Source organism: Pigmentiphaga sp. GD03639, from assembly GCF_029845405.1.
Taxonomy (GTDB): Bacteria; Pseudomonadota; Gammaproteobacteria; order Burkholderiales; family Burkholderiaceae_B; genus Pigmentiphaga; species Pigmentiphaga daeguensis.
This window is the reverse complement of the sequence record NZ_JAOCLR010000019.1, coordinates 87,027-108,301: the sequence shown is the minus strand read 5'-3', so window position 1 is coordinate 108,301 and position 21,275 is coordinate 87,027. Positions and strand designations below refer to the sequence as shown.

The following is a 21,275-nucleotide window of genomic DNA, read 5'->3' as shown; positions in this document are numbered from 1 at the left end:
GCCGACCCCAGTTCCGCCCCGGTGGTCGGATCCACTTCCGGATCGGAGGCCGTGCGGGTGGCAAGATCCTCCAGCGCGGCTTGCTCATCCGCGGTCAACGTTACCTGCGGCTGGCCGTCGCCCCCGTCCACCGCGCACTGTTCCTCGCGCTCGGAGACGTAGGTGAAATGGCCGTCGTCGTTCCAGGAGCCGCGCATGTCGCCTTCGCCCTGCGACATATTGAAATACACGTTGGTGAAGTGGGGGTCGCCCGGGAGCTTGCCGGGAGGGAAGTTGGGCGTGATCGCGTACAAGGCCTTCTCGAAGGACTGCTGGTGCGCGACCTCCCGCGTCATGAGGAATTGCAGCGCGTTCTTGACGCCCGGGTCGTCGGTCAGGTTGATCAGGCGCTCGTAGATGATCTTGGCGCGGGCCTCGGCGGCGATGTTCGACCGCAGGTCCGCGGTGGGCTCGCCTATGGAGTCGATGTAGCCGGCATGCCAGGGGGCGCCGCCCGAGTTGATCAGGGCCGGCCCGCCGCCGTAGAGAACCTGGGTCAGGTGGGAATCGTTGCCCGCTCCGGTGATGGAGCGGTAGAGCTCCGCGGTTTCCTCGGCCGCCTCGGCCAGCTTGCCCTTGGCGCCCTTGTTGAGCATGGCGACGATGGTCCCGATCACCTCGAGATGGCTCAGCTCCTCGGTGGCGATGTCCAGCAGCATGTCCTTGCGGCCGGGATCGTCCTCGGCCAGCCCCTGGGTGAAATAGCGACACGCGGCCGCGAGTTCTCCCTGCGGACCGCCGAACTGCTCCAGCATCAGGTTGGCCAGGCCCGGGTTGCATTCCGAGACGCGGACGGTGTATTGCAGGCGTTTGTTGTGCGCGAACATGAGGATCTCCTTGAAGGGCGAGCGCTTCGCTCCGCAGGAATCATTCCCATGCCGCCTACCGGGATATCCCTGGTACGCCGGCCCGCAATACTCCCGCAAAAAATGCTCAATTCCCGGTCCCCGCTGCCGTAAACACAGACACGCCCGCCCGCGAAGGGAACGCGAGCGCACGAAACGACCGGTACGAGCCGGCAACAACGGTTTGGGGTAAACAATGGCTGTGTCTCTCGGCTTGGGTCAGCGATCTCTGGCCAAGCAGGTACTGGTGCTGGCGCTTTCCGTCAGCGCCGTCGTCTCGCTGGTGACCGCCGTCGTCGTGGCCTGGCAGGGACTGCAAGCGGGCAAGGAGGCGGTCGAGCGCGAGATGATGGACGCGCTCGGTTCGATCAATTCCAGCCTGGTGTCCTCTTTCGAGTCCTCCCGCGGGCGGGTCGAACGCCAGCTGCTGGTATTCCAGCGCATGCTGGGCGAACTGCCGTCGCCGGATGGCACGATGACCGAAACCGGCGTCGCCGGCGAGGTCATGACCGTGCGCGCCGGGGAAAACGTGCTCAACGGCAACTCGGCGATCCTGCAGCGCATGCGCAGCTATACCGGTGCCGAGCCCGAACTGGTCGTGCGCCACAACAACCGGTGGATCCGCGCCGCGACGCTGCTGCGCGGGCCGGACGGCTCGCCGATGACCGGCCAGCCCATTCCGGCCGACGATTTCGTCGCGACCACCATGGATACCCAACAGGCCGCGACCAACATCGTCTATCGCAACAAGCGCTGGTACGCGCTACACGTGCGGCCGCTCAAGGACGATACCGGCAAGATCTTCGGCGGCATCACGCTCCAGGTCGACCTGTCGGACGACGTCGGCAGCGCGCTGGAGTTCATCGAGAAAACGCAGGTGGCGGGCTACGGCACCATGTTCGCGATGACGCCCAGGATGAACGGCACCTCGGAGTTCCTGGTCCATCCGCTCTACAAGGGCAAGACGGTCGAAGAGGCCGCCGAGGCCGACCGCTCCTTCTACTACCACATGGTCGACCAGGACCGCGGTTTCCTGGAAGCCACGCGTTCCACCGACGACTCCACCATGCTGGTCGCCTTCCAGACCGTGCCCAACTGGGGCTGGACGCTGGTGGCGACCGGGCCCAAGGCCGAGTTCATGGCGGCGCAGTACCGGCAGATCGGGTTGATGGTGGCGCTGCTGGTCGTGGGCGGCCTCCTGACCGGCCTCCTGACCTATTACCAGATGTCCACCGCGCTGCGGCCGGTGCGCGACGTGGTCGAGGGAATCGGGCGGCTGGGCGATGGCGACCTGACGCGCGACGTGCCGGCGGGGCCGCGCGGATCGCGCAACGAGATCCACATCATGGCCGACCGCATCAACGCCACGCGGGCGCGCATCGCCCACCTGGCCCAGCAGATGAATTCGACCGGGTCGCAGGTCGCCACGGCCACGACCCAGACGCTCCAGGCCCTGCACCAGATCGGCAAGGGTACCGAGGTGCAGTCCGAGGCGGCCAGCGGCGTCGCGGCCGCGGTCGAGCAACTGACCGTGTCGATCTCCCAGATCGCCGACAACACCCGCGAAGCCAACAGCTTCTCGCGCACGTCCAGCACGGCCGCCGAGGAAGGCGCGGTGGTCGTGACCCAGACGGTGTCCGAGATCGAGAAGATGGCCAGCCAGGTGGCCAGTTCCGCCGAGGTGGTGCAGGAACTGGAGGCCTCGTCGCGCCAGATCTCGGCGGTGGTCAAGACCATCCAGGAGATCGCCGAGCAGACCAACCTGCTGGCGCTGAACGCCGCCATCGAGGCGGCCCGCGCCGGCGAGGAAGGGCGCGGCTTCTCGGTGGTGGCGGACGAGGTACGGGGCCTGGCCGAGCGCACGAAGTCCTCGACTTCCCAGATCGCCCAGGTCATTGCCGCCGTGCAGAAGCAGACCGCGCTGGCCGCCGACGCCATGCGCCAGGTCAATGCCGACATGCAGCGCTCGGCCGAAGGCGCCCGCCAGGCCGGCGACGTGCTGGTCCGCATTCGCGAGGCCGCCGGCCGCACCGCCGAGGTCATCGCCGACATCTCGAACGCCGCGATGGAGCAGAAGTCGGCGTCCGAGCAGATCGCCAGCCGGGTCGAGCAGATCGCCCAGTACTCCGAGGAATCGGCGGCCGCGGTGCAGCAGTCGGTCGCGTCGGCCGAGTCGCTGCAGAACCAGGCGCAAGTCCTGGACGAGACCATCCGCACGTTGAGGACGTGATTGGGGCCCCCCCTACGCGCTTCGCGCGCCCAGAATGGTGGGCCCCCAGCCGCTACGCGGCAGCCCCCCAAGGGGGCCGGGACCCGCCTTGGGGCGGCCCGGCGCCGGGTCCCGAGGGGGCGAAACCGGCGGACTGGCGGAGCCAGATCCGCGGTTTCCTGGCTCTAGGGAAACCATCGTGGACTGAAGCACGATTGCTACCGCTGACAGCCAGCGAAGCACCGGCACGACAACCCAAGACAGCGGTACTAGACCCAGGATGCGGTGGATCCGGCTCCGCCGGTCCACCCGCATCGCCCCCTTGAGGGGGCGCCCGAAGGGCGTAGGGGGTGGGCTACACTCCACAGGCACCTTGCCAGTCTAAGACGCCCACCAGCAATGACTCCTGCCTCCGTCAGCGCGATCGAGCTGATCGCCACCGTCCTGTTCGCGATCGCGATCATCCACACGTTCTCGGTGCCCGTCTTCGCCGCGCTGGCGCACAAGGGGGGGCGGCATGCGGGGCTTTGGCACATGCTGTCCGAGGTCGAGGCCGTGTTCGGATTCTGGGCCTTCGTGCTGTTGGTGGCGATGGCGGGCCTGGCGGGCGCCGGGGCGGCGGTCGAGTACATGGACACGCGCAATTTCACCGAGCCGCTGTTCGTGTTCGCCATCATGGTCATCGCCGCCAGCCGGCCGATTCTGAACCTGGTCACGCAACTGGTGGGCGCCGTCGCGGCGGTGGTGCCGGGCAGCCGGTCGGTCGCGGTCTATTTCCTGACCTTGTCGGTGGTGCCGCTGCTGGGGTCGTTCATCACCGAGCCGGCGGCCATGACGCTGGCCGCGGTCATGCTGCGCGACACCAGTTTCCATCGCATCGACAGCTCCCGCTTCAAGTACTTCACCCTGGGCGTGCTGTTCGTCAACGTCTCGATCGGTGGCGTCCTGACCTCCTACGCGGCGCCGCCCGTGCTGATGGTGGCGTCCACCTTCGGCTGGGACAGCGCCTACATGCTGGCCCATTTCGGCTGGCGCGCGGCATGCGCGGTGGTGCTGAACGCGCTGATCGTGACGCTCTGCTTCCATCGGCTGGTCCGGACGCACGCGCCGGCGGCGTCCGGCCCGGGAGGCGAGGAACGCCGGGTGCCGGCCACCGTGACGGCCGTGCACGTGGCCTTCCTGGCCGCGGTCGTGCTGTTCGCGCACCATCCGGCGGTGTTCGTGGGCCTGTTCCTGCTGTTCATCGGCTATACCGAGGCCTACCGGAAGTACCAGCGTCCGCTGATGATCAAGGAAGGGCTGATGGTGGGCTTCTTCCTGGCCGGGCTGGTGGTGCTGGGAGGCCTGCAGAAATGGTGGCTGCAGGACCTGCTGGCGGATATGTCGCCGCTGGTGCTGTACTGGGGGGCGACCGCCCTGACCGCCGTCACCGACAACGCGGCGCTGACCTACCTGGGCTCGCTGGTGGACGGCACCTCGGAAGCATGGCGCACCATGCTGGTGGCGGGCGCCGTCACCGGCGGCGGGCTGACGGTCATCGCCAACGCGCCCAATCCGGCCGGTTTCGCGGTCCTGAAGGGCTCTTTCCCGGGCGGGACCATCACGCCGGTGGCGCTGCTGATGGGCGCCTCGCTGCCCACGGCGATCGCGGCGGTCTTCTTCCTGCTGCCGGTCTAGGGACGGGGGATATTTCCCGCCCGCGCCGTTTTTCCACCTCGTCGCGCTAAATACTCAAAAAATCGCTAAAATTCAAGGCTTTGATTAATTTCCCGAAGTCCGGCCCGCCGGTCCAGATAGCTTTGGCCGCTCTTTGAGTGTTCCCCGCTGACGTGGGGATGAACCGGTATGCCTGAGGAGTCTTGGCGATGCCTATCTACGCCTACAAGTGCAGTGCCTGCGGACACCAGCAGGATGTATTGCAGAAGCTGTCCGATGCCCCGTTGACCGACTGTCCCCAATGCGGACAGTCCACGTTCTCCAAGCAATTGACCGCGGCTGGCTTCCAGCTCAAGGGGTCGGGCTGGTACGTGACCGATTTCCGCAACAACAGCGGCGGCAAGTCCGGCGGCTCGGCCTCGCCAGCCGCCTCGTCCACGGAAAGCAGCTCGTCCGCCGCAAGCGCTTCGTCCGGCTCGGATTCGGGAACTTCGTCGACGCCCGCCGCGCCGGCGCCGAGCACGCCGGCCTCGACCTGACCGGGGCGCGGCGCTGGCGGCGCCGTCCGCTCCTACTGGAACCTTCGTGTTCAAACGCTACTTCGTCACCGGTTTGCTGATCTGGGTCCCGCTGGTCATCACCTTGTGGGTGCTGGGCCTGGTCGTGTCGACGCTCGAGGCCGTCGTGCCCTCGGTGCTCACGTCCGAGTCGCTGTTCGGCACCCATATTCCCGGGTTCGGCCTGGCGGTGGTGATCCTGGTGGTGCTGCTGACGGGCATGGGCGCGGCCAACCTGCTCGGGCGCAAGCTGCTCGAGGTCTGGGAAGGCCTGCTGGGCCGCATCCCGCTGGTGCGTTCGATCTACAACTCGGTCAAGCAGGTCAGCGACACGGTGCTGGCGCCCAATGGCCAGGCCTTCCGCAAGGCGGTGCTGGTGCAGTATCCCCGCGCCGGATCCTGGACGCTGGCCTTCCTGACCGGGACGCCCGGCGGCGAGGTGGCCGAACACCTGCCCGCCGACTGCGTGAGCGTTTACGTGCCGACGACGCCGAATCCGACGTCGGGTTTCTTTTTGATGGTGCCGCGCGCCGATATCGTCGAGCTCGGCATGTCTGTGGATGCGGCCTTGAAGTACATCGTATCGATGGGGGTGGTGGCGCCGGGTTCCCCGGCGCGGGGCAATTGACGTCGCCAAGGACGTCCGGCGCGCGCGTGCGCGGCCCGGCCCTGCATCGATACACACCAATTTAGACGGAGATTCCATGCGTACCTGCTATACCGGCCAGGTCTCGACCGAGCACCTGGGACAAACCGTGACCCTGTTTGGCTGGGTGCACCGCCGCCGCGACCATGGCGGCGTCATCTTCATCGACCTGCGCGATCGCGAAGGCCTGGCCCAGGTCGTCTGCGATCCCGACCGCGCCGACACCTTCCAGATCGCCGAGCGCCTGCGCAACGAATTCTGCGTGCGCGTCACCGGCCTGGTGCGCAAGCGCCCCGAGGGCACGACCAACCCCGCGCTGAAGTCGGGCGAGATCGAAGTGCTGGCGCACGACATCGAGATCCTGAACGCGTCGGTCACGCCGCCCTTCCAGCTCGATGACGAGAACCTGTCCGAGACCACCCGCCTGACGCACCGCGTGCTGGACCTGCGCCGCCCGCAGATGCAGCAGAACCTGATGCTGCGCTACCGCGTGGCGATCGAGTCGCGCAAGTACCTGGACGGCCTGGGCTTCATCGACATCGAGACGCCCATGCTCACCAAGAGCACGCCGGAAGGCGCGCGCGACTACCTGGTGCCCTCGCGCGTCAACCCGGGCCATTTCTTCGCGCTGCCGCAATCGCCCCAGCTGTTCAAGCAACTGCTGATGGTGTCGGGCTTCGACCGCTACTACCAGATCGTCAAGTGCTTCCGCGACGAGGACCTGCGTGCCGACCGCCAGCCCGAGTTCACGCAGATCGACTGCGAGACCTCGTTCCTGAACGAGCAGGAAATCCGCGACATCTTCGAGAACATGATCCGTCACGTGTTCAAGGAAGTGAAGGGCGTCGAACTGGCCAACCCGTTCCCGGTCATGCCGTGGAGCGAGGCCATGGGCCGCTTCGGCTCCGACAAGCCGGACCTGCGCGTCAAGCTCGAGTTCACCGACCTGACCGACGTCATGAAGGATGTCGACTTCAAGGTCTTCGCCAGCGCCGCCAACAGCGCGGGCGGCCGCGTCGTCGCCCTGCGCGTGCCGGGCGGCGCGGAATTGAGCCGCAGCGAGATTGACGCCTACACCCAGTTCGTCGGCATCTATGGTGCCCGCGGCCTGGCCTGGATCAAGGTCAACGAACTGGCCAAGGGCCGCGAAGGCCTGCAGTCGCCCATCGTCAAGAACATCCATGACGCCGCCCTGCAGGAACTGCTGGGCCGCAGCGGCGCCCAGGACGGCGACATCCTGTTCTTCGGCGCCGACAAGGCCCGCATCGTCAACGACTCGATCGGCGCGCTGCGCGTGAAGATCGGGCACAGCGAGTTCGGCCGCAAGCAGGGCCTGCTGGAAGGCGACTGGAGGCCGCTGTGGGTGGTCGACTTCCCGATGTTCGAGTACGACGAGGAAGAGCAGCGCTACACCGCCGCCCACCATCCCTTCACCTCGCCCAAGGACGGCCACGAGGACCTGCTGGAAACCGATCCCGGCGCCTGCCTGGCCAAGGCCTACGACATGGTGCTGAACGGCTGGGAAATCGGCGGCGGCTCGGTTCGTATCCACCGCGAGGAAGTGCAGAGCAAGGTGTTCCGCGCGTTGAAGATCGATGCCGAGGAAGCCCAGGTCAAGTTCGGCTTCCTGCTGGACGCGCTGCAATACGGCGCGCCTCCGCACGGCGGCATCGCCTTCGGCCTGGACCGCATCGTCACGATGATGGCCGGCGCCGAGTCCATCCGCGACGTGATCGCCTTCCCCAAGACCCAGCGCGCCCAGTGCCTGCTGACCGGCGCGCCGTCGGAGGTGGACGAGAAGCAGCTGCGCGAACTGCACGTGCGCCTGCGCGCCGCCGAGGTCAAGACGGCGCAGTAAGCGGCCGGCTTCGCCGCACGCCATCCGGGCCCCGCTTCGCAAGAGGCGGGGCTTTTTTCATCGCCGGACCGTCGCCAGGATGAAAAGGCCCCCTTGGGGGGCGGCGCCGCCGCGAAGCGGCACCTACACCTTGTGGATGCGGTACACGCAGCGGCCGCCTCCCGCCAGCAGGTGCTGCTCGCGCGCCACTTGCGTGTCCTTGCCCGCGATCTCCTGGAACAACTGCAGTTCCGAGCGGCAGAAACCCTGGCATGCCTGCGCCGCCGCGCAGATCGGGCAATGGTCCTCCACCAGCAGCCAGTCGGCGCCGTCGCGTTCCACTCTCGCCATGTAGCCCTCGTTGGAGCGGACCTGCGCCAGCTGGCGCAGGCGTTCCTCCAGGCTCTTGCCGTCGCACGCCGCCGCATAGGCGGCCCTGGCTTCGGCTTCGCGCTTGGCAATCAGGCGGTCCAGTCCTTCCTCGCCGAACAACTGCCGGATCGAGTCGATCAACTGCGTTGTCAACTGGGCGTGCGTATCGGGAAAACGACGATTGCCCGCCTCGGTCAGGACCCAGTCCTGGCGCGGCCGGCCGGCACCCGCCGCGGGCTGCTGGCGGCCCTCGACCAGGCCTGCCGCCACGAGCTTCTGCACTTGCTGGCGCGCGGCTTCGGTGGTCAGGTCCAGCTTGCGGGCGAGGGTGGCGGTGGAGACCGGCCCATGGGTCTTGATGAAGAACAGGATGCGATCGGCGGTGGGGAATACCATTCAATTTTCCAAGGTCTTTCTTGCATAAATAAAAGACGCTCTCTAATATGCAAGAAATTTCTTTGATAATAGGCCCTGCCGGTCCCGTTGTCGAGGAATCCGGCTTGCGTTCGCGTTCCCGGGTTCTCCGGCCGTGTCCGAACGGGCCTCTCCTCCTTCAAGGTCCGCATCATGCGCAAGAAAATCCTGGTGGGCACGGCGATACTGGCCGCCGTCGTCCTGGCCGGCGTGCGCGTCGCCGCATCGGGCGGCGACGAGCCTCCCCCCGCCGCCTATCCCGCGCCCAAGGTGGCGGTCGCCAGCGTGCAGCGAGCCCGATTGCCCCGGGTCTACGTGGGCGTCGGCGAACTGGAGGCGGTGCGCCAGGTCCTCCTGGCCACCGAAGCGGGCGGGCGCATCACGCGTATCGCGTTCGAGTCGGGCCAGCGGGTCAAGGCCGGGCAGGTGCTGGTGCAGCTGAACGACGCACCCGAGCAGGCCGAGGCGCGTCGCCTGGAGGCGCAGTTGCGCAATGCCGAACTCCAGCACGCCCGCGTGCTGCGGCTGCTGGAGGAGGATGCCGCCACGCGCGAACAGCTCGACAACGCCCGTGCCGCGCGGGACATGGCGCAGGGAGAACTGCAGCGGGTCCAGGCCCTGATCGCGCAGAAGACGGTGCGCGCGCCCTTCGACGGCGTGCTGGGCCTGCGCCGCGTCCATGCCGGCCAGTACCTGAACGTCGCCGATCCCATCGCATCCCTGGTCGATGCCGCGTCGCTGCGGGCCAACTTCTCGCTGGACGAACAGGCCGTTCCACGGCTGCGTGCCGGCCAGCCCGTGGAGGTGCTGGTGGACGCCTATCCGGGCCGGCGCTTTCGCGCCACGATCAACGCGATCGATCCGATGATCTCGCGTTCGCGCACCGTGCGGGTCCAGGCAACCCTGCCCAATCCGGAAGGCGCGTTGAAGGCGGGCATGTACGCGAGCGTCAGGGTCGAGCGCCAGGACGGCCCGGCCTCGGTGCTGGCGGTGCCCGAGACCGCGGTCACCTATACCGCCTACGGCGATACCGTGTTCGTCGTGCAGGACGCGCCGGGCAAGGGGCTGGTGGCCAAGCGGGTGGCGGTCAAGGTGGGCGCGCGCCACGAAGGCCTGGTCGAGATCGAAGAGGGCTTGCGCGAAAGTGATCGCGTGGTCACTTCGGGCCAGCTCAAGCTGAACGACGGGATGCCGGTGGAGCCGAGCGCGGGCGATACGCTGCGCGAGACGGTGTCCGCCACGCGCGTCTCCGGCATCTGAACCGGGTGCCGCCATGACGTTCACCGACGTATTCGTCCGCCGCCCGGTCCTGGCCCTGGTGGTGAGCGCGCTCATCCTGCTGCTGGGCCTGTTGTCCCTGACCCGGCTGCCGATCCGCCAGTATCCGCTGCTGGAGAGTTCCACCGTCACCATCACGACCGAATATCCCGGCGCTTCCGCCGAGCTGATGCAGGGCTTCGTCACGCAGCCCATCGCCCAGGCCGTGTCCTCGGTGGAAGGCATCGACTACCTGTCCTCGTCCTCGGTCCAGGGCCGCAGCGTCGTGACGGTGCGCATGGAGCTGAACCGCGATTCCACGCAGGCCCTGGCCGAGGTCATGGCCAAGGTCAACCAGGTGCGCTATCGGCTGCCCGAGCAGGCCTACGATCCGGTGATCGAACGGTCGGCCGGCGAGTCCACCGACGTGGCCTATGTCGGCTTCGCCAGCGACACGCTGTCGATGCCGGCCCTGAGCGACTATGTGCGGCGGGTGGTGGAACCGAAGTTCTCCGGCATCGAGGGGGTGGCCAAGGTCTCGGTCTACGGCGGGCAGCGGCTGGCGATGCGCCTGTGGCTGGATCCCGACCGGCTGGCCGGCCGCGGCCTGACCGCGGCGGACGTGGCCGAGGCGGTACGGCGCAACAACTACCAGGCGGCGCCCGGCAAGGTGAAGGGCATGTACGTGATCGCCAACGTCCGGGTCAATACCGATCTCATCAGCGTCGAGGAATTCCGCGACATGGTGGTCCACAGCGGCGCCGACGGACTGGTGCGGCTGCGCGACGTCGGTACCGTGGAACTGGGCGCGGCCTCGACCGAGAGCAGCGCCACCATGGACGGCACGCCGGCGATCTTCGTGGGCCTGGCCTCGACGCCGTCCGGCAACCCGCTGGTGATCGTGGACGGCATACGCAAGCAACTGGCCGAGATCGACAAGACGCTGCCGCCCGGCGTGCACGCGCGGCTGGCATTCGAGACCTCGCGCTTCATCAAGGCCTCCATCGACGAGGTCGTGCACACATTGATCGAGGCGCTGGTCATCGTGGTGGCGGTGATCTTCCTGTGCCTGGGGTCGCTGCGCACGGTGCTGGTGCCGATCGCCACCATCCCGCTGTCCATGCTGGGCGCGGCGGCGCTGATGCTGGCCTTCGGGTTCAGCGTGAACCTGCTGACGCTGCTGGCCATGGTGCTGGCCATCGGACTCGTGGTGGACGATGCCATCGTGGTGGTCGAGAACGTCCACCGGCACATCGAGGAAGGGCGTTCGCCCGCCGCGGCCGCGCTGATCGGCGCGCGCGAAGTGGCGGGTCCGGTCATCGCGATGACGTTGACCCTGGCGGCCGTGTACGCCCCCATCGGCCTGATGGGCGGGCTGACCGGCGCCCTGTTCAAGGAGTTCGCTTTCACGCTGGCCGGCTCGGTGGTGGTGTCCGGCGTGATCGCGCTGACGCTGTCCCCGGTGATGAGCTCATTCCTGCTGCCCGCGCAGCAGAACGAGGGACGCATGGCGCGGCTGGCCGAGCGTTTCTTCGGCGGCCTGACGCGCGGCTACGCGGCGGTGCTGCAACGTTCGCTGCGGCACCGCTGGGTAACCGGCGCGCTGGCGCTGGCGGTCTGCGTGAGCCTGCCGGTGCTGTATTCGATGCCGCAGCGCGAACTGGCACCGGTGGAGGACCAGGCCAGCGTGCTGACCGCGGTCAAGTCGCCGCAGTATGCCAACCTCGATTACGTCGAACACTACTCGCGCAAGCTGGACGACATCTACAAGAGCCTGCCCGAAACCACGGGGCGCTGGATCATCAACGGCAGCGACGGGCTGGCCTCCAGCATCGGCGGCATCGACCTGTCGGCGTGGGGCGAGCGCGAGCGGTCGGGGGCCGAGGTCCAGTCGGCGCTGCAGGCGGCCGTGAACGACGTCGAGGGCAGCAGCATCTTCGCGTTCCAGTTGCCTGCGCTGCCCGGCTCCACCGGGGGACTGCCGGTGCAGATGGTGTTGCGCAGTTCAATGGACTACCGCACGCTGTTCGACGCCATGGAAGACATCAAGCAGCGGGCGCGCCAGAGCGGCCTGTTCGTGGTGGTGGACAGCGACCTCGACTACAACAACCCCGTCGTGCAGGTGAAGGTGGATCGCGCCAAGGCGAACAGCCTGGGCATAGGCATGCGCGACATCGGCGAATCGCTGGCGGTGCTGGTGGGCGAGAACTACGTCAACCGCTTCGGCCTGGACGGCCGTTCGTACGACGTGATCCCGCAAAGCACGCGCGAGCGGCGGCTCACGCCCGAGGCCCTGGCGCTCCAGTACGTGCGCACCGCCGACGGCGACCTCGTGCCGCTGTCGGCGGTGGTCGCGGTGTCGGTGCAGGTCGAGCCCAACAAGCTGACCCAGTTCGACCAGCAGAACTCGGCCACCTTCCAGGCCATTCCCGCGCCTGGCGTGACGCTGGGCGACGCGGTGGCGTTCCTGGAGTCGGTCGCGGCGAGCCTGCCTGCCGACTTCAGCCACGATTGGCAATCGGACGCCCGCCAGTACAAGCAGGAGGGCAATGCGCTGGCGCTGGCCTTCGCCGCGGCGCTGATCGTCATCTACCTGGTGCTGGCGGCCCAGTACGAAAGCCTGGTCGATCCGCTGGTCATCCTGATCACCGTGCCGCTGTCCATCTGCGGCGCGCTGGTGCCGCTGGCGCTGGGCGGGGCCACGCTCAACATCTATACGCAGATCGGGCTGGTGACGCTGATCGGCCTGATCAGCAAGCACGGCATCCTGATGGTGGAGTTCGCCAACGAGCTGCGTGCCGCCGAAGGGCTCACGCCCATCGAGGCCGTGCTGCGCGCCGCGCAGATCCGCCTGCGGCCCATCCTGATGACCACGGCCGCCATGGTGTTCGGGCTGCTGCCGCTGCTGGGCGCCTCCGGCGCGGGCGCGCAAAGCCGCTTCGGCCTGGGCATCGTCATCGTCTGCGGCATGGTGGTGGGCACGCTGTTCACCCTGTTCGTGCTGCCCACCGTCTATTCGCTGCTGGCCCGCGACCACGCCACCGGCGCAGCGCGCCGGCGCGAGCTGGCCGAGGCCGGCGCCGCCGCGCCGCAGGCGCACTGAGGAGCATCGCATGTACAAGCAACCTGTCATGCCCGCCATGCTGGCCATGGCGGCACTGATCGCCGGATGCGCCGTCGGGCCCCGCTACGAGGCGCCGCAGGTGGCCCCGATTGCGCTGGCCAGCCCCGAGCAGGCCCGGTTCGCCGCCGAGCCTTCCACGGCGCCCTGGTGGTCGTTCTTCGACGATCCCGCGCTGGAACGCCTGATCGCCGCCGCGCTGGAACACAACCACGATGTCCGCCAGGCCTATGCCAGCCTGCAAGGCGCGCGGGCGATGTACGACGAGCGCGAGCTGGACCGCTATCCCGCCGTTACCGCGCAGGCCGCCTGGCGCCGCGGCGTCCAGCAGCAGGCCATGGCCACGGGCGATCCCGAGCGCAAGCCCTTCGAGAACTTCCGCGCCGGGTTCGATGCGCAGTGGGAAATCGACCTGTTCGGCCGCCTGGCCCACCTGGCCGCGTCGGCCCAGGCGCAGGCCGATGCGGCGCGGGCGGACCTGGACCGCGTGCGGCTGGCCATCGCCGCCGACGTCGCCCGTTATCACTACGAGTACCAGGGCTTGCAGCGCCGCCTGGATGTCGCGCGGGCCCAGGCCGAGAGCTGGCGCCAGACGGTGCGGCTGGTGGACGCCAGCGTCCGCGCCGGCAGCGGACTGCGGGAGGATCTGGAAAACGCGCGCGCCAACCTGGCCCGCAGCGAGGCGGCCATCGCGCCGCTGTGGGCGGCCAGCCAGGAGACCCGCTACCGGCTGGACGTGCTCCTGGGGCGGCGGCCGGGCGAGACGGCTGCGCCGGCCGATGCCGGCGGGCAGGCTCCGCTGGTGGGCCGCCTGCCGCTGGGAGACGTCGATGCGCTGATCCGCAACCGGCCCGATGTGGTGCGCGCCGAAAGACTGCTTGCCGCCAGCACCGAAAACGAGGGCGCGGCTACCGCCGACCTCTATCCGCGTGTGAGCCTGGGCGGGTTCATCGGTTTCTTCGCACTGCGCGGCGGCGACCTCGGCGGCGCCGCGCGGGCGTTCGAAGTCGCGCCCACCGTCGACTGGCCGGCGTTCCGGCTGGGCAGCGCCCGCGCACGCCTGCGCGCCGCTCACGCGCAGTCGACCGGCGCGCAGGCCCGCTACGAGCAGACGCTGCTGCTGGCGCAGGAAGAGGTCGAGGGGGCGTTGACGCGGCTGGCCCGCCAGCAGGAGCGCCTGGCCGCGCTGGCGCGCTCCGCGGAGCATGCGCGCGCCGGACTGGAGATCGCCACGCGGCGCTACCGGGCCGGCGCGGGGCCGTATCTGGCCGTGCTGGAGAACCAGCGCAGCTACTACCAGATCAGCCAGGAGGCCACGGAAGCGGAGACCGCCTCGTACGTGAACGCGGTGGCCCTGTACAAGGCCCTGGGCTGGGGCATGGGCACGGACGGAGGAAATTCATGAGCGCATCGACCTTGCCCGAGGCTTCCTGGGGCGAACTGCTCCATGGCCGCAACGCGTTGCGGTCCATCGCGCTGGCCGGCGGCGTCGCGCTGCATGCCATCAACGTCTACGTCGTGACCACCATCCTGCCCAGCATGATCGCCGACATAGGCGGCCTGGAGTACTACGCCTGGAACACTTCGCTGTTCGTCGTCGCGTCCATAGTCGGGTCGGCGCTGTCTGCCCGCCTGCTGGAACTGCTGGGTCCTCGCGGCGCCTACCTGCTGGCGCTTTGCGCCTTCGCGGCGGGGTCGGCGTGGTGCGCGTTGTCCCCGTCCATGCCCAGCCTGTTGGCCGCGAGAACGGTGCAGGGCTTCGGCGGCGGCGTGTTGCTCGCGCTGAGCTATGCGCTGATCCGCCAGGTGTTCGAGGCGCGGCTGTGGCCACGGGCGATGGGCCTGGTGTCGGGCATGTGGGGCGTGGCGACGCTGTGCGGCCCGGCGGTGGGCGGGCTGTTCGCCGGGCAAGGGCACTGGCGCTGGGCCTTCTGGTCGCTGATCCCGGTGGCCGCCGTGCTGGCCGCGATCGTATCCGTCCAGTTGCCGGGCCGGAGCCGTTCCGCCGGCGACACTGGCATGCGGCCGCCCTACGCGACCATAGGCCTCCTGGTGGTATCGGTGCTGGCCGTGTCCCTGGGCAGTCTCAGCACCAGCGCCGCGTGGAACCTGGCCGGCGTGGCGGCGGGTTGCGTGCTGGCCGTGGGCATCGCGGCGATCGACCGGCGCGCGGCCGCGCGGCTGCTGCCGGCTGGCGCATATTCGCTGTCGGCGCGGCTGGGCCTCCTGTATGCGCTGATGAGTCTGCTGGTGGTCGGCATCACGACCGAGATATTCGTGCCGTACTTCCTGCAGGTCATCCACGGAATGACGCCGCTCGCCGCCGGTTACCTCACCGCCGTCATGGCCGGCGGCTGGACGCTGGGTTCGGTGGGCAGCGCCGGCCGGCGCGGCGCCGCGGCCGACCGGATGGTGCGGGCCGGCCCTTGGATCAGCCTGGGCGCGCTGGTGGCCATGGCGGTCCTGACGCCACGTGCCGGGTGGCTGGAGGGCGTGCCCGGACTGGCGCTGTATTGCCTGGCGCTGGCGGGCGTGGGGCTGGGCATAGGGGTGGGCTGGCCGCACCTGCTGACGCGGCTATTCGTCGCGGCGCCGCCGGGGGAAGAAAACCTGGCCTCGGCATCCATCACCACGGTGCAGTTGTACGCCATGTCGCTGGCCTCGGCGCTGGCCGGCATGGTGGCGAACGCGGCCGGATTGGCCGATCCGGGCGGCGTGGCCGGCGCCCAGCGGGCCGCCCTCTGGCTGTTCGGCACTTTCGCCATCGCTCCCGCGCTGGCCGTGCTCCTGTCGCGCCGCGTGGCCGGACGGCAGGAGACGGCGTAAGGGCTACGGGGGATTCAGTTCCGAGTCCTGCCACGGGTCGTAGCTCCCGAAATGCCAGACATAGCCTTCGGGATCGGCGAGCGTATAGCCCTTGCCGCCGTAATCTTCCTCCTGGATGGGGCGCACGATGCGGGCACCGGCCTTGATGGCGGTGGCGTAGTGCGCGTCGGGATCGGCGACGACGACGTAGGGCGTCTGGGTCTGCCGGCCGCCGATGTCGGCCGGCAGGGCGGTAAGCTGGCGCATGAGTTCGCTCGTACCCGAGCCGAGCATGATCATGCCGTCTCCCAGGGTGAGCTGGGCATGGGCGATGGTTCCGCCGTCCCCCGGCACCACCAGGTGCTGGGTGAAGCCGAAGGCCTGGCACAGCCAGTCGATGGCGGCGGGGGCATCGCGGTAGACCAGGCAAGGCATGATGGAGGTGCGTGTCATGGGCGGTCTCCTGGCAGGCAGGCGTCGGAACGTACGAAAACCGTAGCATGGCATGCGCGCGATGGACAAGGCGCCGCGCCGCCCGCATCGTTTCCGGGGATGTCCGTGCCAGCCGGCGGGCGGCGTCAGGCGCGCGCTTCCAGCTCGACCGCCTGTTTCCGCATGCTTTCGACCAGCGATGCCAGCACGGCTTCGTTGGCCTCGCGCGGATGCGCGACCACGCCGATCTCGCGGAAGAAGGGCGGCCCGGGCAGCTCGACGATGCGCACCTGCCTGTCGGCGGCCGCATCCACCAGCGTGCCCGGGATGACGGCGCAGCCCAGCCCCTCGCGGACCATGCGCAGGATGACGGCCGGTTCGTCCAGTTCCATCAGCTCGTCCACGCCGGTCGACAGGCGGCGCAGGAACTGGTCGACCAGATGGCCGCCATGCGACTTGCGGTTGTAGCGGATGAACGGCAGCGCCGCCGCCACCGCCTCCCAGTCCCCCCGCGTTCCGCGCGGCGCGATGCCGACGTAGCGCTCGCGCATCAGCGCGGTCCATTTCAGGTGGCGCGGCAGGTTCAGGTTGGGCTTGATCAGCACGGCCAGGTCGAGTTCCTGCTCGTCCACCTGCGCCAGGAGCTGCGAGGACATGCCCGGCACCACGTTGACATGCACGGCGGGCAGGGACTGCCGGAAGCGCCGCAGCGCGCCGGGCAGCAACCCCGTCTGTGCAGTGGAAATCGCGCCCACGGTGATGGCCACCGGCGCCGGCTGCCGGCTGGCGCCGCGCATGGCCTGGTAGCGCTGCACGATGTGCTCGGCCTCGGGCAGCAACTGGCGCCCGCGTTCGCTCAACCGGACCGACTTGCCCGCCCGCTCGAACAACAGGCAGCCCAGGTCTTCCTCTAGCCGCTTGATCTGGGTGCTGACGGCCGACTGGGTCAGCCCCAGGCGCGCGCCGGCGGCCGAGAAGGACGAAGCCCGCGCGGCTGCCATGAAGGTTTGTAGGTAGCGGATCACCATGGGGATGCCTGGATGCTAATAGAAAAAATCGATGACAAGGCCGGGAAACTTTCGTTTCGCATCGGAAGTTTCGTTCAATACAATCATAGCCCGGGCCCGGATGGCGGGCCTGCACCGGAGTTTCCTCATGGCTGGCATCCCGCTCTTTCACCTGGCTTTCCCCGTCGACGATCTCGCGCAGGCACGAGCCTTCTATGGCGGCCTGCTCGGCTGTCCCGAGGGCCGCAGCTCGGACGCGTGGGTCGATTTCAATTTCTACGGGCACCAGATCGTGGCCCACCTGTCGCCGGGCGAGGCCGGCACGCGCCATACCAGCGCGGTCGACGGGGACGACGTCCCCGTGCGCCACTTCGGCGCCATTCTTCCCATGGACGAATGGGAGGCCCTGGCCGAAAAACTGCGCCAGGCCGGCACCCGGTTCGTGATCGAGCCACACGTCCGTTTCAAGGGGGAAGTGGGCGAACAGGCTACTATGTTCTTTTTGGATCCTTCGGGCAACGCGCTCGAATTCAAGGCATTTGGCGATCTCGGCCAGGTGTTCGCGAAGTAGCCGGCCGGCGGCGCGACCCGGGCCCGACCGGTTTTTCATCGCCGGGCCGCCCCTGGCGGGGCAGCGCCGCCGCGCGGCGGCAAGCGTGGGGCCATTTTTCAAGGAAGCGCTGCATGTTGTTATCTTCTCGAGTCTTGCTGGGCTGCGCCGCACCGATGGGCGCGGCCGGCGTCATGCTGGCCGCCATGGCCACGCACCTGACGGGTGGAGGCATCCTGTCCACCGCCGCGTTGTTCCTGCTGCTGCATGCCGCCGCCATCACCGGCCTGGCCGCCGTGGTGCCCCACGTCCAGCGCGGCCGCACCGCCCTGATCGGCGCCGCGGCCCTGATCATCGCCGGCACGCTGCTGTTCTCGGTGGACCTGGCCCTGCGCCAACTGGCCGGCATGAAACTGTTCTGGGGCACCGCCCCCTTCGGCGGCGGCGCCATGATCGTAGGCTGGCTGGGCGTCGCCATCGCCGCCCTCATGCCCAACCGCTGACCCCCACCAGCCCGTTGGTTGCCAGGGCACAGCGGATCCGGCTCCGCCGGTCCGCCAGTGCCGCCCCCCGGGGGGCGCCCGTCAGGGCGTAGGGGGGGGAAACTTCTCCATCCAGCCCACGTACCGATCCACGAATCCCTGGATGAACTTGGCGCTGGCCTCATTGGTGATCTTGCCGTCCGCATCCACCAGCCCGCCGGTGTACTGCACGAAGATGCTCGGCTGAGGCAGCACGGGCACGTCCAGCGCCGACAGCACCATGCGCAGGTGTTCCTGCGCCAGGGCCGTGCCGACCTGGCTGGGCGAGGCGCCCATGATGCCGGCGGGCTTGCCCGGCCACGAACTCTTGCCCCAGGGGCGCGAGCCCCAGTCCAGCGCGTTCTTGAGCACGCCGGGGTACGACCGGTTGTATTCCGGCGTGAAGAACAGCAGGCCGTCCGCGGCTTCCACCTGCCGCTTGAACGTGACGACGGGCCCGGGCAGGGCGGTATCGAGATCCTGGTTGTACAGGGGGAGATCGCCGATGGCGATTTCCTCCGTCTGGAAGTTGGATGGCAGCAGTTTCGTCACGGCCTTCGCCAGCTGGCGGTTGAACGATTCCTTGCGGAGACTGCCGATGATCACGCCGATCTTGTAGGTGCTCATGAAGATTCCCGGATCTGGATGAGAAAAGGGGATGCCGGAGCGCGGCCGCCGGCCGCACCGGAGCGGGGGAACTGCCGATTCATGATAGCGCAGCGAATCCACTAGAATGAATCCCTTGTCCCCCCTTGATGCTCACGATGTCAGTCGTTCGTATCGTCAGCTACAACATCCACAAGGGCATGTCCGCCCTGGGCAAGCGCGAGTCCGTGCAGGAACTGCGCCTCGGCCTGCACGGGCTGCGCGCCGACCTGGCTTTTCTCCAGGAAGTCCAGGGGCGCAACGACAAGTCCGGTACCTTGCACGAGCAGCATGAGATGCTGGCCGCGGCCCTGAGGCTGGAGGCCGCCTATGGCCGCAATGCCGTCTACCGGCACAGCGATCATGGCAACGCGCTGCTGTCGCGCTTCCCCATCCTGTCGCACCAGAACCAGGACATCTCCGATCACCGCCTGGAGCAGCGCGGCCTGCTGCATGCCCGCGTGGGCATCGGCGGCCACGAGGTGCATTGCTTCGTGGTGCATCTCGGACTGTTCGCCGGCAGCCGGTCGCGCCAGGTGGGAGCGCTGGTGTCGCGCATCGAGGAAGTCGTGCCGTCGTCGGATCCCATCCTGATCGCCGGGGACTTCAACGACTGGACCAACGTGCTGTCGGACATCCTGGTCGAACGCCTGGGCTTGCACGAGGTGTTCGCGACCGCGCCTCGGGGCAACAACGTGGAACTGCCGCGCCTGCGCGATTCGGTCCGCATGCTGGGCCGGGTGCTGCGGGGCGGGGAAGCCTCGCCCTGGCGGCTGCGGCCCGGGTTCCAGGGCCCGCCCAAGCTCGGCATGGGCAACGAACTGATGGCGCCGCGTCCGCCCCGCACTTTCCCCGCCATCTTTCCGTGGCTGCGGCTGGACCGGATCTACCAGCGCGGATTTTCGGTCCGGCAGGCCAGCGTGTTGTACGGCAGGCCCTGGACACGCCTGTCGGACCACGCGCCGCTGCTGGCCGAGCTCGAACTACCTTGACATGCGGGTGCCTGGCCGCGCCGCGCTGACCGCGGACGCCGCGGCCAGGAAGACGGCGGCCAGCACGAGGCCCGTGGTCGGCCCGTGCGCCGAGGCGGCGGTGAACGCCAGCGCCACCAGCGCCGCGCCCAGTGCCATGCCGAACTGGCGCGCCGTGGCCTGCAGGCCGCCCGCTCCGCCGCTGCGATGGCGCGGGGCCGCGGTCAGCATGACCCGGTTGTTGGGAGTCTGGAACATGCCGAAGCCGGTGCCGCAAAGCACCATGCAGGCCATGATCCAGCCGTTGGGCGTGCTGGTGGGCAGCAACGAGATGACCACCAGGCCGCCGGCGACCAGTCCGGCACCTATCGAGCACAGGATCGAGGGCGCGACGGATTCCGACAGGCGTCCGGCCACGGGGGCCGCGATGGCCACCGCCAGCGGCCAGGGCACCATCAGCATGCCCATTTCCAGCTGGCTGCGGCCCAGGATCTGCTGGAAGTAGAACGGCAGCGAAATATAGGAAATGGTCTGGCCCGAGAACGCGCAGACCGAGGCGCCGACCGAGAACGCGAACTGGCGGATGCGCAGCAGGTCGAGCGGCAGCAGCGGCGTCGCCTGGGTCAGTTCGCGCCGGACCAGCGCCAGCCCGGCCACCGCGCCGCCGGCCAGCAGCGCGAGCGCCGTCATGAAATCGTGCAGCAGCCGGTCCACGCCCACCACGATCAGGCCGAAGGTCAATCCGCTGAGCGTGGCGCTGAGCGCATCGAAAGGACGCTTGGCGAGTTCGGTCTCGGGCAGCATGCGGCTGCCGATGGACAGGATGAACAGGCCGATGGGAAGGTTGACCGCGAACAGCCAGGGCCAGGAGGCGACCGACAGGATCAGCGACCCTATCATCGGCCCGGCGGCGGACGAGGTCGCCACGACCAGGGCGTTATAGCCGATGGCCCGGCCGAACTGCTTCTGGGAATAGATGAAGCGCAGCAGGGCCGGCGTGACGCTCATGACCGCCGCCGCGCCCAGGCCCTGGAACACGCGGAAGGAAATGAGCATCGTGAACGACTGCGACATCGCGCAGCCCGCCGAGGCGATGGTGAAGGCCGTCAGGCCCGCGCCGAACACGCGCCGGTAGCCCAGGATTTCTCCCAGCGACGAGAAGGGCAGCAGGGCGACGACGATCGCGAGCTGGTAAGTGTTGACGATCCAGACGGCCTGGGCAGGCGAGACGCCCAGGTCACGCGCGATGGACGGCAGCGCGACGTTGGTGATGGTGGTTTCCAGGACGGTCATCGCCATCGCCAGCATCGTGGCTGCCAGGGCCCAGTACTTGCGCGGCGGGGTAAGTCCGTCCAGGGGATGCATCTTCTTGTTGTGCGCGCGCCGTGCGC

Annotated in this window: 18 protein-coding genes; 12 read left to right on the top strand and 6 right to left on the bottom strand. The window is 68.5% G+C overall.

What is annotated here, in order from left to right; all coding sequences use genetic code 11:
• Positions 1-866, bottom strand: an 866-nt coding sequence (locus tag N5K27_RS19285) for a manganese catalase family protein (RefSeq protein WP_279818148.1), incomplete at its 3' end; no start/stop codon positions are given.
• Between the two features lie 214 nt (positions 867-1,080).
• Between N5K27_RS19285 and N5K27_RS19280 the strand changes: the two genes are divergently transcribed.
• The 5 genes from N5K27_RS19280 to aspS all read left to right on the top strand — a co-directional run bounded on the left by N5K27_RS19280 (position 1,081) and on the right by aspS (position 7,810).
• Positions 1,081-3,114, top strand: coding sequence for a methyl-accepting chemotaxis protein (locus N5K27_RS19280; RefSeq protein WP_087837559.1), 2,034 nt, complete (start codon positions 1,081-1,083; stop codon positions 3,112-3,114).
• 378 nt (positions 3,115-3,492) lie between these two features.
• Positions 3,493-4,770, top strand: coding sequence for a putative Na+/H+ antiporter (locus N5K27_RS19275; RefSeq protein WP_087837560.1), 1,278 nt, complete (start codon positions 3,493-3,495; stop codon positions 4,768-4,770).
• A gap of 188 nt (positions 4,771-4,958) precedes the next feature.
• On the top strand, positions 4,959-5,288 hold the full coding sequence (locus tag N5K27_RS19270; RefSeq protein ID WP_087837561.1) for an FmdB family zinc ribbon protein: 330 nt from the start codon (positions 4,959-4,961) through the stop codon (positions 5,286-5,288).
• 46 nt (positions 5,289-5,334) lie between these two features.
• The gene (locus tag N5K27_RS19265; protein WP_087837562.1) at positions 5,335-5,934 is read left to right on the top strand and encodes a DUF502 domain-containing protein; all 600 of its coding nucleotides are present in this window, start codon (positions 5,335-5,337) and stop codon (positions 5,932-5,934) included.
• 76 nt (positions 5,935-6,010) lie between these two features.
• A complete protein-coding gene (gene aspS / locus N5K27_RS19260; protein ID WP_087837563.1) occupies positions 6,011-7,810 on the top strand; it encodes an aspartate--tRNA ligase in 1,800 nt (599 codons plus the stop codon).
• Positions 7,811-7,933: 123 nt separating this feature from the next.
• Here the strand turns inward: aspS and N5K27_RS19255 are convergent, their stop codons facing one another.
• Entirely contained in the window at positions 7,934-8,557 is a 624-nt protein-coding gene (locus N5K27_RS19255; protein WP_087837564.1) for a MarR family transcriptional regulator, read from the bottom strand.
• 171 nt (positions 8,558-8,728) lie between these two features.
• On the opposite strand from N5K27_RS19255, the gene N5K27_RS19250 reads away from it, so the two are divergent.
• The 4 genes from N5K27_RS19250 to N5K27_RS19235 are packed head-to-tail and all read left to right on the top strand — an operon-like array spanning position 8,729 to position 15,779.
• A complete protein-coding gene (locus N5K27_RS19250; protein ID WP_087837565.1) occupies positions 8,729-9,835 on the top strand; it encodes an efflux RND transporter periplasmic adaptor subunit in 1,107 nt (368 codons plus the stop codon).
• A gap of 13 nt (positions 9,836-9,848) precedes the next feature.
• Positions 9,849-12,935 carry a MexW/MexI family multidrug efflux RND transporter permease subunit gene (locus N5K27_RS19245; protein WP_087837566.1) on the top strand — a complete coding sequence of 1,029 codons (3,087 nt, stop codon included), beginning with the start codon at positions 9,849-9,851 and terminating at the stop codon, positions 12,933-12,935.
• Between the two features lie 10 nt (positions 12,936-12,945).
• Positions 12,946-14,358, top strand: a complete 1,413-nt coding sequence (locus N5K27_RS19240; protein WP_279818143.1) for a TolC family protein — start codon at positions 12,946-12,948, stop codon at positions 14,356-14,358.
• Positions 14,355-15,779, top strand: a complete 1,425-nt coding sequence (locus N5K27_RS19235) for an MFS transporter (RefSeq protein ID WP_087837568.1) — start codon at positions 14,355-14,357, stop codon at positions 15,777-15,779. Before N5K27_RS19240 ends, N5K27_RS19235 begins: the two co-directional genes overlap by 4 nt.
• A 3-nt stretch (positions 15,780-15,782) precedes the next feature.
• Here N5K27_RS19235 and N5K27_RS19230 read toward each other — a convergent pair whose 3' ends face one another.
• Positions 15,783-16,211, bottom strand: a complete 429-nt coding sequence (locus tag N5K27_RS19230; protein ID WP_087837569.1) for a VOC family protein — start codon at positions 16,209-16,211, stop codon at positions 15,783-15,785.
• 125 nt (positions 16,212-16,336) lie between these two features.
• The gene (locus N5K27_RS19225) at positions 16,337-17,218 is read right to left on the bottom strand and encodes a LysR substrate-binding domain-containing protein (RefSeq protein ID WP_338617553.1); all 882 of its coding nucleotides are present in this window, start codon (positions 17,216-17,218) and stop codon (positions 16,337-16,339) included.
• Positions 17,219-17,345: 127 nt separating this feature from the next.
• On the opposite strand from N5K27_RS19225, the gene N5K27_RS19220 reads away from it, so the two are divergent.
• Both N5K27_RS19220 and N5K27_RS19215 read left to right on the top strand, forming a co-directional pair.
• Positions 17,346-17,768, top strand: a complete 423-nt coding sequence (locus tag N5K27_RS19220) for a VOC family protein (protein ID WP_279818139.1) — start codon at positions 17,346-17,348, stop codon at positions 17,766-17,768.
• Between the two features lie 113 nt (positions 17,769-17,881).
• The gene (locus tag N5K27_RS19215; protein WP_087837570.1) at positions 17,882-18,250 is read left to right on the top strand and encodes a DUF423 domain-containing protein; all 369 of its coding nucleotides are present in this window, start codon (positions 17,882-17,884) and stop codon (positions 18,248-18,250) included.
• A gap of 81 nt (positions 18,251-18,331) precedes the next feature.
• On the opposite strand, the gene N5K27_RS19210 is transcribed toward N5K27_RS19215, so the two are convergent.
• A complete protein-coding gene (locus N5K27_RS19210) occupies positions 18,332-18,895 on the bottom strand; it encodes an NADPH-dependent FMN reductase (RefSeq protein ID WP_087837571.1) in 564 nt (187 codons plus the stop codon).
• Positions 18,896-19,032: 137 nt separating this feature from the next.
• On the opposite strand from N5K27_RS19210, the gene N5K27_RS19205 reads away from it, so the two are divergent.
• On the top strand, positions 19,033-19,905 hold the full coding sequence (locus N5K27_RS19205; RefSeq protein WP_279818137.1) for an endonuclease/exonuclease/phosphatase family protein: 873 nt from the start codon (positions 19,033-19,035) through the stop codon (positions 19,903-19,905).
• Here N5K27_RS19205 and N5K27_RS19200 read toward each other — a convergent pair.
• Positions 19,897-21,249 carry an MFS transporter gene (locus tag N5K27_RS19200; RefSeq protein WP_087837572.1) on the bottom strand — a complete coding sequence of 451 codons (1,353 nt, stop codon included), beginning with the start codon at positions 21,247-21,249 and terminating at the stop codon, positions 19,897-19,899. The genes N5K27_RS19205 and N5K27_RS19200 overlap by 9 nt on opposite strands.
• Positions 21,250-21,275: the final 26 nt, after the last annotated feature.

What these genes read in the sequence shown, in the direction of transcription:
- N5K27_RS19280 (WP_087837559.1), top strand. Translation starts at nt 1,081, where the DNA reads ATGGCTGTGTCTCTCGGCTTGGGTCAGCGATCTCTGGCCAAGCAGGTA.
- N5K27_RS19275 (WP_087837560.1), top strand. Translation starts at nt 3,493, where the DNA reads ATGACTCCTGCCTCCGTCAGCGCGATCGAGCTGATCGCCACCGTCCTG.
- N5K27_RS19270 (WP_087837561.1), top strand. Translation starts at nt 4,959, where the DNA reads ATGCCTATCTACGCCTACAAGTGCAGTGCCTGCGGACACCAGCAGGAT.
- aspS (WP_087837563.1), top strand. Translation starts at nt 6,011, where the DNA reads ATGCGTACCTGCTATACCGGCCAGGTCTCGACCGAGCACCTGGGACAA.
- N5K27_RS19255 (WP_087837564.1), bottom strand. Translation starts at nt 8,557, where the DNA reads ATGGTATTCCCCACCGCCGATCGCATCCTGTTCTTCATCAAGACCCAT.
- N5K27_RS19250 (WP_087837565.1), top strand. Translation starts at nt 8,729, where the DNA reads ATGCGCAAGAAAATCCTGGTGGGCACGGCGATACTGGCCGCCGTCGTC.
- N5K27_RS19245 (WP_087837566.1), top strand. Translation starts at nt 9,849, where the DNA reads ATGACGTTCACCGACGTATTCGTCCGCCGCCCGGTCCTGGCCCTGGTG.
- N5K27_RS19240 (WP_279818143.1), top strand. Translation starts at nt 12,946, where the DNA reads ATGTACAAGCAACCTGTCATGCCCGCCATGCTGGCCATGGCGGCACTG.
- N5K27_RS19235 (WP_087837568.1), top strand. Translation starts at nt 14,355, where the DNA reads ATGAGCGCATCGACCTTGCCCGAGGCTTCCTGGGGCGAACTGCTCCAT.
- N5K27_RS19230 (WP_087837569.1), bottom strand. Translation starts at nt 16,211, where the DNA reads ATGACACGCACCTCCATCATGCCTTGCCTGGTCTACCGCGATGCCCCC.
- N5K27_RS19225 (WP_338617553.1), bottom strand. Translation starts at nt 17,218, where the DNA reads ATGGTGATCCGCTACCTACAAACCTTCATGGCAGCCGCGCGGGCTTCG.
- N5K27_RS19220 (WP_279818139.1), top strand. Translation starts at nt 17,346, where the DNA reads ATGGCTGGCATCCCGCTCTTTCACCTGGCTTTCCCCGTCGACGATCTC.
- N5K27_RS19215 (WP_087837570.1), top strand. Translation starts at nt 17,882, where the DNA reads ATGTTGTTATCTTCTCGAGTCTTGCTGGGCTGCGCCGCACCGATGGGC.
- N5K27_RS19210 (WP_087837571.1), bottom strand. Translation starts at nt 18,895, where the DNA reads ATGAGCACCTACAAGATCGGCGTGATCATCGGCAGTCTCCGCAAGGAA.
- N5K27_RS19205 (WP_279818137.1), top strand. Translation starts at nt 19,033, where the DNA reads ATGTCAGTCGTTCGTATCGTCAGCTACAACATCCACAAGGGCATGTCC.
- N5K27_RS19200 (WP_087837572.1), bottom strand. Translation starts at nt 21,249, where the DNA reads ATGCATCCCCTGGACGGACTTACCCCGCCGCGCAAGTACTGGGCCCTG.